The organism is Klebsiella sp. SWET4, assembly GCF_024296565.1.
GTDB lineage: Bacteria > Pseudomonadota > Gammaproteobacteria > Enterobacterales > Enterobacteriaceae > Klebsiella > Klebsiella variicola.
In genome coordinates, this window is the sequence record NZ_JANCOB010000004.1 from 141631 (window position 1) to 155572 (window position 13942).

Sequence of the window (13942 nt, forward strand, 5' to 3'; positions counted from 1 at the left end):
ATGGCGCGCAGCTTAACACATTTTAGTGCGGATTACCTTGCCGGCGGCACGGCGAGGAAGCGCACCGCCCGGCGGATATCGCGGGTCCGCGGCGCGGGCGGCAGGCTGGCCAGGAACACCGCGCCGTAGGGGCGCATCACCAGCCGGTTGTCGCAGATCACCAGCACCCCGCGATCGTCGATATCGCGGATCAGACGCCCCACCCCCTGTTTGAGGGTGATGACGGCTTCCGGGAGCTGTACTTCATCGAACGGATCGCCGCCGCGCAGCCGACAATCTTCCATGCGCGCTTTGAGCAGCGGGTCGTCCGGCGAAGTAAACGGCAGCTTATCGATAATCACCAGCGACAGCGCATCACCGCGCACGTCGACCCCTTCCCAGAAGCTGCTGGTGGCCACCAGCAGGGCGTTGCCGGCGCTGACGAATTGCTGCAGCAGTTGGCCTTTGCTGGTTTCCCCCTGCAGCAACACCGGTAGCGTCATGGTGGCGCGGAACTGCTCCGCCAGATCGCGCATCATGGCGTGCGAGGTACACAGCATAAAGCAGCGACCGTCGTTGGCCTCGATCAGCGGCTTGAGCATCGCCGCCAGGTGGCGCGCCGCGCCAGGCTGGTTCGGCAGCGGCAGATTGCGCGGCACGCAGAGCAGCGCCTGATGTTGATAATCAAAGGGGCTCGGCAGCAACAGGGACTGCGCCTCGTCGATCCCCAGCCGGGCAGTGAAGTGATGCAGATCGTCGTTGACTGACAGCGTCGCCGAGGTAAAGATCCAGCTTCCCGACTTCTGCGCCATCACCTCTTTAAACTTCTCGGCCACGGTCAACGGCGTCAACGCGAGAGTAAAGTGGCGCGAGGTGCACTCATACCAGTAGCTGTAGCCCGGCTGGTTAATCTCTTTCAGCCGCTTTAAGCGCCCGCGATAGAGGGTGGCGCGCTCAAAGGCGGCATCGAGCAGCGCCGAGCGGCCCAGCGAAAGTTTGGCGACGTCATAGCATAGCTCGAGCGCGTCATCGAGCAGCAGCAGCGCGCGCTGAATGTGGCTATCCGCCAGCAGTTCGCGCAGGTTGCCGCGATAGCCGGGATCCCCCAGCTGCAGGCGAAAATCCTGAGCGCTTTGCGCCAGGCGGTCGGCGCATTTTTGCAACTGCTGGGTGTCTTTCAGTTCGGTGCGGTAGGCAATGGTGATGTCTTTCGCCAGATCCAGCAGCTGGCGGCTGGAGAGCGACTGACCAAAGTACTGACTGGCGATATCCGGCAACTGATGGGCTTCATCGAAGATCATCACTTCCGCCTCGGGGATCAGCTCGGCAAAGCCGCTCTCTTTGACCACCATATCGGCCAGGAACAGGTGATGGTTGACCACCACCACGTCGGCGTCCATCGCTTTTTTACGCGCCTTCACCACGAAGCAATCTTTATACAGTGGGCAGTCGCTACCGAGACAGTTATCGTTGGTGCTGGTGACCAGCGGCCAGGCCTGGGAGTCTTCCGCGACGCTGGCGCAGGTGCTGATATCGCCATCCTGGGTTTGATTCGACCAGGAGCGCAGGAGGATCACATCGCTGAGGGTTTGCACCGGCAGATCGCCGCCCGCCAGCGCCTGCTGCTCAAGACGTTCGAGGCACAGGTAGTTGGAGCGCCCTTTGAGCAGCGCCAGTTTCCCGGTGAATTTGAGCGCTTTGGCGACGGTGGGCAGATCGCGGCTGTAGAGCTGATCCTGCAGCGCTTTCGAGCCGGTGGAGATAATCACCTTTTTTTTCGCCCGCAGCGCAGGCGCCAGGTAAGCGTAGGTTTTACCGGTTCCGGTCCCCGCTTCCACCACCAGCGGTCGGGAGGCCTCAATCGCTTCGCTCACCGCTTTCGCCATCTGGCGCTGCGGCTCGCGCGGCTTAAATCCCGGTATGGCTTTGGCTAGCTGGCCGTCTGCTGCAAAATCGTCGATCACATTGCCCCCTGGTTATTTGGACAGTGATTATGTCAGGGAGGACGGCGTTTCGCCAGTCCAGGTAGTGACGCGAGCGGAACATTATGGCAGTCTTGCCGCAGCCGAATGGAATGCTCAAAGAGGAAAAAGAAATGACAATTACGCGTATTGATGCCGAAGCCCGTTGGTCAGACGTGGTGATCCACAACCAGACGCTGTACTACACCGGCGTGCCGGCAAATCTTGATGCCGACGCCTTCGAGCAGACCGCCAATACCCTGGCGCAGATTGACGCGGTGCTGGAAAAACAGGGCAGCGACAAGTCGCGTATTCTTGACGCCACCATCTTCCTCGCCGATAAAAGCGACTTTGCGGCAATGAATAAAGCCTGGGACGCGTGGGTGGTGGCCGGTCACGCCCCGGTGCGCTGCACGGTGGAAGCGACGCTGATGAACCCGCAGTATAAAGTTGAGATCAAAATTATCGCCGCGGTGTAACTCGTTATACCGTGCCTCCCGAGGTCGGCGAGACACGGTATCTGTAGGCCGTATAAGGCGGCACGCCGCCATCCGGCAACGTGCACCTAATGCCTGATGGCGCTGCGCTTATCAGGCCTACAAACCCGGACACCACATCAGTTGTTCCTTCAACTGCAGCGTCTCCTGCGGCAGGCATTTCAGCACATCGCGATAGCTGGCGGATTGTTTTGCATAACCACGGGCTGACTGCAGCAGCACCCGCAGCGCGCTATCCCACACAATGCCCTGCAGGTCACTGTACGGCCAGAGATCGGGTTCACGGATAAACGGCACCAGGTAATCTATCCCCTGCTTCACTCCTCGCCCGTCGCGGATGGTGTTCCAGCGATCGAATTCGACATGCTCGGCATAGCGATTCAGCAGCAGATGCGCCTCCAGATTAAACAGCGAGTAATGGAAAGGAATGGTGCGCTCAAGCTCCATGGTCTGCTTGCCATCCTGGTCAATCTGCGCCGCCATTCGCTGGGTGATCCCCTGCGCAATGATCCGCGCCGCCAGTCCTTTATCGCCGTAGAATAGCGCGTTAACCGTCCGCTGGGCGTCGTACCAGGTGCCGTGGTTGTTGTGCCAGACATACTCTGAATGGCCGATTTCGCTGTAGTACATCCAGTGGTTAAAATCCCGGAACCACTGGTGCAGGCCGATAATATCGTCGGTATCCAGCACGTTCGCCGGGCTAATCAAGCCGATGGTATCGACCACCATCCACATTAATCGGGTATCTATCAGCCCGGTGCCGCGACCGGAGACAATCCCCGGAATTGCCTGACCATAGTTCAGATGCGGGTTCATTCGCGTCTCTGGATCCAGGAACCAGCAGCGGATCTGCGCGGCCGCCGCCTGGGCATAGTGGCGCTGACCAGTGAAGTACCACGCCAGCCCCAGGGTCAGGCAGCGTTCGCACATGCGGATAATGCGCGAGGTGTCGGTATCATTATTTTCACACTGCGGATTGATATGTCCGTCGCGGCGAATATACGGTAGCCCGTTGGGACGCCGTGGGTTCGGCCACCAGTAGGTACCCAGGCTGTAGTAATCGTGCGCGTCGCCGCTCGCCGGCCGCAGTTTTTTATGCACAACGCTTTCCGGCGCTTCACGACGCAGAATATCGGCCTGCGAAACCAGCTTGCTCAGCGCCAGCTGCAGCGGCGAGAACGGCTGTTTTAATCCCGCACGCGCGTTTTCCAGACAGCTTTCGTCAAGGGTGTACAACTTCATCGCCACGTCAGACGCCCTCCCGGCAGGCTATACGTTGACCGCTTTGCGCATCGAACAGATGCACGCCAGAAAGCTTCGGCTGCAGCCAGATGCTGTCGCCCTCTTTCACCGCCAGTCGCTGTTTAAATACCGAAGTAAACGCCCCGCCGCCGGTATCGCAGAACAACTGCATATCCGAACCGGTGTTCTCTACCGCCGTGACCTTCGCCGCCAGCGCATCATCGCGGGCCTCATGCACCACGTTGACCTGCTCAGGGCGAATGGCATACACCACCTGTTGACCATTGGTGACCGCTAACCCCGCAGGTAATGCCAGAAGCGAACCATCTTTCAGCCGCAGACTGGTCGCCTCTCCGTTCAATACGACCTCGCCGGGCAGCTGGTTAATCTCCGGCGAACCAATAAACCCGGCAACAAACAGATTCGCCGGCTGGTCGTACAGCTCCAGTGGGGTACCCGCCTGCTCGATGCGCCCATCGCGCAGGACCACAATCATCTGCCCCATGGTCATGGCTTCGATCTGATCGTGGGTGACGTACACCGAAGTGGTTTTCAGCCGGCGATGCAGTTCGCGGATCTCACCCCGCACCTGGGTACGCAGCTTGGCGTCGAGGTTGGATAGCGGTTCATCAAACAAAAACACCTGCGGTTTACGCACGATGGCACGTCCCATCGCCACGCGCTGCCGCTGGCCGCCGGAGAGATCCTTTGGTAAGCGCTCCAGCAGGGGATCCAGCCCCAGCAGCGCAGCGGCTTCATTTACCTTCTGGTTAATCTCCGCTTTCGGCAACTTAGCCATCTTGAGCGCAAAGCCCATATTTTCCCGCACCGTCATCTGCGGATAGAGGGCGTAGCTCTGGAACACCATGGCAATGTCGCGCAGCTTCGGCTCGACGTCGGTAACATTGCGTTCATTGATATGTACTTCCCCGCCGGAAATCTCCTCCAGGCCGGCAATCATGCGCAGCAGCGTCGACTTGCCGCAGCCGCTGGGCCCGACAAGCACGCAGAACTCGCCGTCCGGAATGGTCAGCGACACATCCTTTATCACGTGCGCATCACCATACGATTTACGTACGCTATTCAGTACAACAGATCCCATGGGTAACTCCTTATCCTTTGACCGCGCCGGACATAATCCCGCGATTGAAATGTTTTTGCAGACCGAGATAGACGATGATGCTGGGCAGCATCGCCAGCAGCGTAATGGCGATAAAAATGTTTGGCGTGATGCTCTCGTCGGTACGCAGCGTGCCGAGGATCACCGGAATGGTGTTCAGGCTGTCGTGATTGACCACAATCAGCGGCAGCAGGTACTGGTCCCAAATCATAATGAAGCCGAAGGTGACTACCGTGCCAAGCGCCGGTTTCACCAGCGGCAGGATCACGTGAAAGAAAATCTGCCATTCGTTGGCGCCATCAATGCGCGCCGCCTCTTCCAGCTCTTTCGGGATCGCCGACATAAATTCCGTGAGCACAAAGATGGAAAACGCCCAGCCAACGACCGGCAGTATCATCCCGAGATAGCTGTTGTAGAGTGAGGCATCGATCAGCGGCAGCCGCCAGTTGATGATCATGTACAGCGGGATCGCAATCACCTCTTCCGGCAGCATCATGGTCGACAAAATAATCAGACTGACCAGCGCCACGCCGCGAAACTTCTTACGGGCCAGGGCATACGCCGCCAGCGCGCTGACCGACACCTGCAAAACGGTGCCGAAGAACACCACCAGGATGGAGTTCAACAGATACTGCCAGACACCGATATCCCGCCAGGCGAAGATGAAATTTTCAAACGAGAACTGATTCGGCCAGGCCAGCAGCTCACCCGGTTTCACCGGCGCACCGCTGAATGCCGTGGCGACGATGCCCCAGAACGGTCCGACAAAAACGATCAGCAGCAGCGCGTAGATGCACCAGCGCCCTGCGGTATCCCAACGTTGACTTAACATCGCGGCTCCTTAGTAACGTGCAATACGTTTTTTCAGCGTCAGATGACAGATGGTTAAGAAAACCGTGAAGGCGAACAGCAGAAACGACACCGCCGACGCGTAGCCATAGTCAAACTGCTCAAACCCCAGTTTGTAGATATGGGTCATGACCATTTCCGTCGCGTTAGATGGCCCGCCGCCGGTGGTGGCGTACACCTCGGCAAACACGCGGAAACCGCGGATAAAGGAGAGCATCAGCACCACCGAGAGCGCCGGGATCATGCCGGGCAGCGTGACGTAGCGCAGACGGTTCCACCAGTTAGCGCCGTCGACGTTCGCCGCATCGTATAAATCGCGGCTGATCCCCGCCAGACCGGCAATAAAGATCACCATGTTGTAAGGCACCGCTTTCCAGATGTGCAGCAGCATGATGACCCACAGCGCCTGGTCGGAACTGGCAAGAAAGCCTTGGTCGGCCACGCCAAACCAGCTGAGAATGTGGTTAACCACGCCGTTGGGCGTCGGGTTGAATAAAATACGCCACATTTCGGCGACGATCGCCGCGCTGGTGACGGCGGGTAAAAAGATGGCGGTGCGAATAAAACGCAGGTGGCGCGCCGGGCCTTCCAGCAGCATCGCAAGGAAGAACGCCAGGATAGCCGCAGCGAACATCGTGACTACCACATACAGCAGCGTATTCACCACCGCCGCGTGCAGCTCGACGTCGGCAAAAGCACGGGTAAAGTTATCGAGTCCTACCCACTCGTTCGGCTGATTAAAGTTGACCTTGTAAAAGCTCATCACCAGACCCTGAATCATCGGGATGAACTTAAACCAGCTAAAAATAATTAACGCAGGCGCTAAAAACAGCCACGGGATCAGCGCCCGCTTACGCTTTGCGCTCAGCCATCCGATCGAGTCAGGCGACGCGGCCTGCTTCATCGGCGAGGACTTCGTCTCATGCAGCGTCATCACGGTTGTCCTCAGTTAGCCAGCACATTTTGTTTTTTCAGCTCAGCGTTCACCTTGCCGTCGATACTCTCCAGCTCGCCGGCGATCGGGCTGTTGCAGTCGGCAAAAATACGGTTAAAGCCCTCGGCGACCACCTGACGCACCGGCGTCCAGTTGGGAATTTGCGGCACATAGCGTCCCTGTTGATTGTAAAGCCTGGCGAAAGTCTCCCAGCGGGCGTCCTGATAGACGGCTTTGACGTCGACGTTCTTATTCACCGGCAGGCGCACCACCGGAATATGCTGGCTGCCTTTACCCATGCCGATTTCCTGACCTTCCGCCGAGATCATAAATTCGATAAATTTACGCGCGGCGTCTTTTTGTTTGCTGCTCTTCATCATAAAGACCGTGGTGCCCTCCGCGAGCGTGGCCTCACCTTTTGGCCCTGCTACCGGAACCACTTCAAAATTGTCTTTACCCGGGTCTTTATCAAACAGCGCGATATGGTACGGGCCGCTAAAGAACATGCCGCTTTGCCCAGAGCGGAAAGACGGGATGACGTCGGCGGTGGTGGCATTGATCGCCCCCGGCTGGGTGACTTTTTCGCACATCATGGTGCGTATAAAGGTCATCGCCTGAACCACTTCTGGCGTATTGAGCGACGCGCGGAATTTGCCGCCCTCTTCTTTGACGAAATCCCCTCCCGCCTGCCAGATAAAGCTGCTCATAAACCAGCTGGCGTAGCCGCGCGTCGTGGAGGCGGGGACGATAAAGCCGTAGGTATCGTTTTTACCGTTGCCGTCAGGATCCTGGGTGGTAAAGGCTTTTGCCAGGGTCTGAATATCTTCCCAGCTTTTAGGCTGTGGCAGCCCCAGCTTTTCCCGCCAGTCTTTGCGTATAAACAGGGCGAAGGTTTGGGCGGAGGTCGGCACACCGTAGTACTTACCGTCGATATAGCGGGTACTCTTCCATGCGGTTGGGAAGAGCTGGTCGCCGCCGGAGATCGACTGCGGATCTATTTCCTCAGCAATACCCAACTGGATAAACTGCCCCAGCGAAGCCGCGTCGTTAAAAATCAGATCGGGCAAAGCGTTACCCGCCGTGGCGCGCGCCAGGCGCTGTTCAAAGTCAGTAGTGGCGTTGAAGTACTCAATTTTGATACCGGTTTTTGCTTCAAATTTCTCCGCCTCTTGCTTGTATATATTTTTCGAGTCGTTGCTGGCGCGGATCCAGACGTTGAGGGTCGTGGCGGCATAGCTTTGGCTCACGCCGAGTCCAAGCGCGGTGAGTAGTAATAATTAGCGGAATTTATTCGCAGACATGATTGCATATCCTTTATTGTTGGACACAAAGGTAATTAAATTCTCAATTAATACGCAGGAATTAATTTGAATATCGCTCAGGCGTTAAAACAGCTGACGCAAGAAATATTTCCATTCATTAGATAGAAATACACCCATCAATACAACCACAGTAAAAAGAAATTGCGTTTCAAAAACAAAAAAGTTGAATCAGATCACATAGAAAAGTGACAATGAAAGTTACAGCACAAAAATAAACATTAAAATCAATCAATTATAAATTTACATTTTTTGTTGAAACAATCAAAAAATATAGAAAAACGCTGAATTCCGTGATGAACATAACATTAAAAAGGTCATTATCCATCGATAGCGATAAATTTGATGAGCGTCACACAAAAAATAACTTTGTCTTTTACACTGCTCGCCACTGTATATTCAAATATATTCTTTTTAATTAAATCGCCTGTTTTACGCGTTATTTAAATACGCGACAGGCTTAAATCCGTTGTTATCTTTTCTCACACTTGCAGAAGGGTTATCACCATGAACGCAATACCTCGCCGAGGTTGGTTATGCGTTGCGCTATTTTGTTCCAGCCTTAGCGCTTCTCTGCATGCCGCCGAGCCGTACACGCTGGACGAAAAGGATTTAGCCTTTAGCCGCCAGCAAATTGCCGCCAAAGATCCGTTGTTTGTTCTGGCCCAGGCGGCCTTGCTAAAAAAAGCCGATCTGGCGCTCACGCATCCGCTGCGCTCAGTGATGGACAAAACGCTGGTCGCTGCCAGCGGCAACAAACACGACTACTATAGTTTCCCCCCTTACTGGTGGCCGAATCCCGATACCAAAGACGGGCTGCCGTATATCCGCAAAGATGGGCAAACCAACCCGGACGCCAATAGCGATGCCACCGATAAAAACCGCCTGGTGAAGATGAGTCAGGATGTATCAACCCTGGCGCTGGCATGGTACTTCTCCCACGACGCTCGCTACGCACAAAAAGCGGCAGCCCAGTTGAAGGCCTGGTTTCTCGACCCACAGACGCGTATGAACCCCAATCTGCAATACGCCCAGGCCATTCCCGGCATTAACAACGGGCGCGGTATCGGCATTATTGATAGCCGGGCGCTGGTTGAGGTGGTGGACGCTATCGCCCTGCTGCAATCCTCTGCGGTGCTTAGCGAGAAGGACGTGAGTGCGTTGAAGCAGTGGTTTGGCGAGTACTATCACTGGATGACCACCAGCCAGAATGGTTTCGAAGAAGATAACTGGCACAACAACCACGGCAGCTATTTTGACATGCAGGCCGTCACCTTCGCCCTGTTTAGCGGCAAAACCGACGAGGCGAAACAGCGCCTGTATCTCACCCAGCTACGGCGCATTGCCGGTCAATTTGATATCGAAGGCCGTCAGATGGCCGAGCTGGAGCGTACGCGGCCCTGGCACTACAGTAATTTCAACCTTGAAGCCTACAACCGCCTCGGGCGACTGGGCGAGAAAGCGGGCGTCGATATCTGGAACTTCACCCTTGATGACCATAGTCTGCGCAAAGGCTATCAGTACATCGCCGGATTTATTAACAGCGATACCCCATGGCCATGGAAAGACATCGATAACATGGATGACCAAAAAGCGCTGCGCAATATCGCCACTGCCGCCCACGCCTGGCCGGAAGATCCACTGTTCCGTAACAAAGCGCAGTGGCTGCGGGCGAAATATCCCGACGATATCACCACTCTTATCGCCCCGCTTTTACCATCCTCAGAGGTCAGGGAAAACCGCTAATGAAACAATTTACTGGGCTCTGGCCCAATATTGTCGAACGTGCCGCAGCCCATAGCGGGCTGCTCGAACGGCTCGTGAAGGATGCGCAGCCGGTACTACATGCCGCATTACGCATTCCGCAGACCGGGATTGCCAGCTGGAATCTCTACTACTTTTGCCCGCACCACGGCGTACGATTAACGTGGCGAGCGGACATGCCCCTCCAGCATGCCTGCCCGGTCGATAATGAAATTTTGCGCGGCGAACCGTGGGACAGCGCGTGGTGGCGCGAAATGAACGGGCGTAATGCCAGCGCATGCCAGCAGCTCGGCCTGCTATGGCAACTGACCGGTGAGAGAGCCTGGCGCGATAAAGTACGCGCCTTACTGATGGGCTACGCGGATGTTTATCCGGGCTATGAAGTCCACGGTGATATTCCCAACAACGGGCCGGGTAAAATGAATGCCCAGACCCTGTGCGAAGCCAACTGCATTCTGGACATGGCGCTGGGTTACGATTTTATTAGCGACAGCCTGACGCCTGGCGAACAGCAGCACATCAGGGAAAACTTGTTGCGCTGTGCGGCCACGTTTTTGCGGCAGCATCGCACGCCGCAGATCCATAACCATGAAGTCAAAATCAATGCGGCGCTGGCTGTACTTGGCTTCATCCTCGAAGATGAGGATCTACTGGAGTTTGCCGTTTTTCAGCCGTACGGCTTGCGCTGGCAACTGGAAAATGGCCTGCTGGCAGAGGGGCTATGGTTTGAGGGTTCGATTCACTACCACTACTACGCGCTGCAGGGCTTTTTCGCCTTTGAGAAGCTGGCGCGCGGCACCCGCTGGAGCCTGCTGGATGGCCCCTGGTATCAGCCGATGCTGAAATTCCCGCTGTCGCTGCTGCTGCCGGATGGCACATTCCCGCGGCTGAATGACTGTCTTGCCGGGCAGGAAAAGCTGCAGCACCGGGATCTGTACGAATTCGCCTGGTTTATCTGGCGCGATCCGCTGTATGCCGCCGTGCTGCAATTCACCGAAACGGAGCCTGACGAGGGTGAGACGTTGCTGTGGCGCCATCATCCGCTGCCTGAGTCACCGCTGACGCCGATCCCCCAGCAATCCTTTTTTGCACCTGGCGCGGGGTTGACCCTGTGGCGACGTCCGAAGCAACAGCTGGCGGTGCTGATTAAACACAGTCCCTGGGGAGGGGAACACGACCACTACGACAGACAAAGCCTGATGCTATGGCAGCGCGACGGCTGGTTGTTACCGGATCCTGGCACCACCGGCTACGGGGCGGAGATGCATTATGACTATTATAAAAACAGCGCCACGCATAATACGCTGTCAGTTAACCAGAGCAATCAGCCCCCTGCCATCCCGACGGTGCTGGGCTGGCATATGGCTGACGACGTTTTCTGGCTGGATTGTGAGACCGACTGGGGTAAACCGCCGCCTGCGCTCGACAGTCATAGTCGAGTCGAATGGGACCTGGAGTCCTGGCGTGACGTACGCTTTCGCCGCCGCCTGTTGTGGCTTGAAGAGGTTTTGATCGATCTCTCAACGGTGGAAAACCCGCATCGCCAGCAGCTCGACTGGACGCTGCATCTGGCTGCCGAGGCACTGGATCAGAACGGTACACAGCAGCCTTTTTCGCTCAGCGGACCGCTGCGGCATATGAAGAAGGCAACGATGACGTCGCTGAATGGCTGTCAGCCGCGCCACTTTGTGCGGGACGGCAGCACTATCGCGCTTTGGCTGGCGGGCGACGGCGAGCTTTGGCAAGGGCAGGCCCCTGATAACCCGGCAATAACCGACCTTAGCTATCTGGTTATCCGCAATCATCTTCCACAGGCGCGTTTTGTCGGTCTGTGGGATCTGGCCAACGGTAACCCGCTTACCGAAGCTCATGTGGATCCCACGCCAAAGGGAACCCGAGTGACCTTCTGGCGCAGTCATCACATGACGCAGGTGATGCTATATGACGAACCCGGACGGGCCCCTGATGTGATCCTGCAGAGGAGGTAAGGTTTCTCACCCGAGCAAGACGAAACGGATTTACTGGTCTTCGTCCTCATCTTCGTCTTGATCTTCATCCTCATCTTCAAAGCGCGCGACGATCTGCTCGCCGGTATGCGTTGCGCGCAGTTCTTCCGCCACCAGGGCAATCGCCTGGCCGCTGCTCATCCCCTGGGCCATTAGCTCATGGATACGTTCGACCGCTTTTTGCTGTTGCTCGTGGCTCAGCGAAGGTAAACCTGCAAACATCTTTTACTCCTGCTACATTGTGGGGCGTAATTATTTCACGCCGTCCCCGCCTACGCCAGAGGGACGGCAACGTTCAGGATCGAGAAAGATGTTGTCCCCCGCGATTATTACCCTGCCCTGGCGCCCGGATGCGGCCGAACACTATTTTGCGCCGTTAAGCGCCCTGCCCTGGGCGATGCTGCTGCATTCCGGCTTTGCCGACCATCCGCATAACCGCTTTGATATTCTGGTAGCTGCCCCGCGCGCCACGCTGCTGACGCGCGGTGAACAGACGTGGGTCGATGACGGCGAAACCGCTTTTGTCTCCGCGGAAGATCCGCTGCAACTGCTTCAACAGCAGTTGGATCGTCAGCCGTTCACGCCGCAGCCCCATGACGATCTGCCGTTTCTTGGCGGCGCGCTGGGACTATTCGGGTACGATCTGGGCCGTCGCTTTGAGCGTCTCCCTTCGCACGCCCAGGCCGATATCGCGCTGCCGGATATGGCGGTGGGGATCTATGACTGGGCGCTGATTGTCGACCATCAGCGCCAGCAAATTTCGCTGCTCAGCTATGACGATCCGCAGCAGCGCCTGCAGTGGCTGCAGGCGCAATCCCGTCCGGCGATGAAACCTTTCGCCCTGACCTCTGCCTGGCAGTCAAATATGAGCCGCCAGCAGTACGGCGAGAAATTTCGCCAGGTGCAGGCCTATCTGCACAGCGGCGACTGCTATCAGGTCAACCTCGCCCAGCGTTTTCAGGCCCGCTACGTCGGTGATGAATGGCAGGCCTTCCGCCAGCTGAACGTTGCCAACCGCGCCCCCTTTAGCGCCTTTATTCGCCTCGAGGAAGGGGCGATTTTAAGCCTGTCGCCGGAGCGATTTATTCAGTTGCGCCAGGGAGAGATCCAGACGCGCCCGATAAAAGGTACTCTGCCGCGGCTCGATTCGCCGCAGGAAGATGCGCGGCAGGCTGAGAAGCTGGCGAACTCCCCGAAAGACCGCGCCGAGAATTTAATGATTGTCGACCTGATGCGCAACGACATCGGCCGCGTCGCCGTGCCGGGCAGCGTGCGGGTCCCCGAGCTGTTCGTGGTGGAGCCGTTCCCGGCGGTCCATCATCTGGTCAGCACCATCACCGCCCGCTTACCGGCGACGCTGCATGCCAGCGATCTGCTGCGCGCCGCCTTCCCCGGGGGATCTATCACTGGCGCCCCGAAGGTCCGGGCGATGGAGATTATCGATGAACTGGAACCTCAGCGACGTAACGCCTGGTGCGGGAGCATTGGCTACCTGAGCTATTGCGGCAATATGGATACCAGCATCACCATTCGCACCCTGACGGCCTGGCAGGGGCAACTGTATTGCTCCGCTGGAGGCGGTATCGTCGCGGACAGCGAGGAAGATGCGGAATATCAGGAAACTTTTGATAAAGTTAATCGTATCCTGCACCAACTGGAGAACTAGACCATGGCGGACCACGCCCTCAATCTGGATGATTTTCTGTCCCGCTTCCAGCTGCTGCGCCCCCAGCCTTCGCGCCATGCGCTCAATCAGCGGCAGGCGGCGGTGCTGGTGCCGATCGTGCGCCGGCCGCAGCCCGGCCTGCTGCTGACCCAGCGTTCGCCGTTGCTGCGCAAGCACGCCGGTCAGGTCGCCTTTCCCGGCGGCGCGGTAGATAATACCGATGCGACGCTTATCGCCGCCGCCCTGCGCGAAGCCCAGGAAGAAGTCGCGATCCCCCCGGAAGCCGTCGAGGTGATCGGCGTTCTGCCGCCAGTGGACAGCGTCACCGGTTTTCAGGTGACGCCGGTGGTGGGCATTATTCCCCCCAATCTGCACTATCACGCCAGTCAGGACGAAGTCTCAGCGGTATTTGAAATGCCCCTCGCCGAAGCCCTGCGCCTGGGGCGCTACCATCCGCTCGACATCCACCGTCGGGGTAACGACCACCGCGTCTGGCTCTCCTGGTACCAGCATTATTTTGTCTGGGGAATGACCGCCGGGATCATTCGCGAGCTGGCGTTGCAGATAGGCGCTCGACCTTAGCTATACTGATTATGAGAGGGCGC

The 13942-nt window shown here is 57.3% G+C and carries 12 protein-coding genes; 5 read left to right on the forward strand and 7 right to left on the reverse strand.

Annotated features, from left to right (window positions below; genetic code table 11):
* Nucleotides 1-32 precede the first annotated feature (32 nt).
* Nucleotides 33-1943 (reverse strand): ATP-dependent DNA helicase, encoded by a 1911-nt coding sequence (locus NKJ21_RS11995; RefSeq protein WP_008804295.1) that lies wholly within the window; start codon nucleotides 1941-1943, stop codon nucleotides 33-35.
* A 131-nt stretch (nucleotides 1944-2074) separates the two neighbouring features.
* Between NKJ21_RS11995 and NKJ21_RS12000 the strand changes: the two genes are divergently transcribed.
* Nucleotides 2075-2419, forward strand: a complete 345-nt coding sequence (locus NKJ21_RS12000) for a RidA family protein (RefSeq protein WP_002910910.1) — start codon at nucleotides 2075-2077, stop codon at nucleotides 2417-2419.
* Nucleotides 2420-2536: 117 nt separating this feature from the next.
* Here the strand turns inward: NKJ21_RS12000 and NKJ21_RS12005 are convergent, their stop codons facing one another.
* From NKJ21_RS12005 to NKJ21_RS12025, 5 genes are read right to left on the reverse strand one after another with little or no spacing between them, the layout of a single operon-like run.
* The gene (locus tag NKJ21_RS12005) at nucleotides 2537-3679 is read right to left on the reverse strand and encodes an alginate lyase family protein (protein ID WP_032741301.1); all 1143 of its coding nucleotides are present in this window, start codon (nucleotides 3677-3679) and stop codon (nucleotides 2537-2539) included.
* 7 nt (nucleotides 3680-3686) lie between these two features.
* Complete coding sequence (locus NKJ21_RS12010; RefSeq protein ID WP_012967769.1) at nucleotides 3687-4781, reverse strand: ABC transporter ATP-binding protein; 1095 nt, start codon at nucleotides 4779-4781, stop codon at nucleotides 3687-3689.
* Nucleotides 4782-4791: 10 nt separating this feature from the next.
* Nucleotides 4792-5631, reverse strand: coding sequence for a carbohydrate ABC transporter permease (locus NKJ21_RS12015; protein WP_032741217.1), 840 nt, complete (start codon nucleotides 5629-5631; stop codon nucleotides 4792-4794).
* A 9-nt stretch (nucleotides 5632-5640) separates the two neighbouring features.
* The gene (locus NKJ21_RS12020) at nucleotides 5641-6552 is read right to left on the reverse strand and encodes a carbohydrate ABC transporter permease (RefSeq protein WP_048268690.1); all 912 of its coding nucleotides are present in this window, start codon (nucleotides 6550-6552) and stop codon (nucleotides 5641-5643) included.
* A gap of 41 nt (nucleotides 6553-6593) precedes the next feature.
* Complete coding sequence (locus tag NKJ21_RS12025) at nucleotides 6594-7829, reverse strand: sugar ABC transporter substrate-binding protein (protein ID WP_254732909.1); 1236 nt, start codon at nucleotides 7827-7829, stop codon at nucleotides 6594-6596.
* A gap of 579 nt (nucleotides 7830-8408) precedes the next feature.
* Here NKJ21_RS12025 and NKJ21_RS12030 point away from each other — a divergent pair.
* Both NKJ21_RS12030 and NKJ21_RS12035 read left to right on the forward strand, forming a co-directional pair.
* Nucleotides 8409-9647 carry an alginate lyase family protein gene (locus NKJ21_RS12030; RefSeq protein WP_048268566.1) on the forward strand — a complete coding sequence of 413 codons (1239 nt, stop codon included), beginning with the start codon at nucleotides 8409-8411 and terminating at the stop codon, nucleotides 9645-9647.
* The gene (locus tag NKJ21_RS12035; protein WP_088717069.1) at nucleotides 9647-11653 is read left to right on the forward strand and encodes a heparinase II/III family protein; all 2007 of its coding nucleotides are present in this window, start codon (nucleotides 9647-9649) and stop codon (nucleotides 11651-11653) included. Before NKJ21_RS12030 ends, NKJ21_RS12035 begins: the two co-directional genes overlap by 1 nt.
* Nucleotides 11654-11683: 30 nt before the next feature.
* Here the strand turns inward: NKJ21_RS12035 and NKJ21_RS12040 are convergent, their stop codons facing one another.
* A complete protein-coding gene (locus tag NKJ21_RS12040; protein WP_012967763.1) occupies nucleotides 11684-11893 on the reverse strand; it encodes a YoaH family protein in 210 nt (69 codons plus the stop codon).
* Nucleotides 11894-11981: 88 nt separating this feature from the next.
* Here NKJ21_RS12040 and pabB point away from each other — a divergent pair, with 88 nt between their 5' ends.
* Together pabB and NKJ21_RS12050 are read left to right on the forward strand one after the other, a co-directional pair.
* A complete protein-coding gene (pabB, locus tag NKJ21_RS12045) occupies nucleotides 11982-13337 on the forward strand; it encodes an aminodeoxychorismate synthase component 1 (protein WP_012541273.1) in 1356 nt (451 codons plus the stop codon).
* Between the two features lie 3 nt (nucleotides 13338-13340).
* Nucleotides 13341-13919 carry a CoA pyrophosphatase gene (locus tag NKJ21_RS12050; protein ID WP_008804292.1) on the forward strand — a complete coding sequence of 193 codons (579 nt, stop codon included), beginning with the start codon at nucleotides 13341-13343 and terminating at the stop codon, nucleotides 13917-13919.
* The last annotated feature ends 23 nt before the right edge of the window (nucleotides 13920-13942 follow it).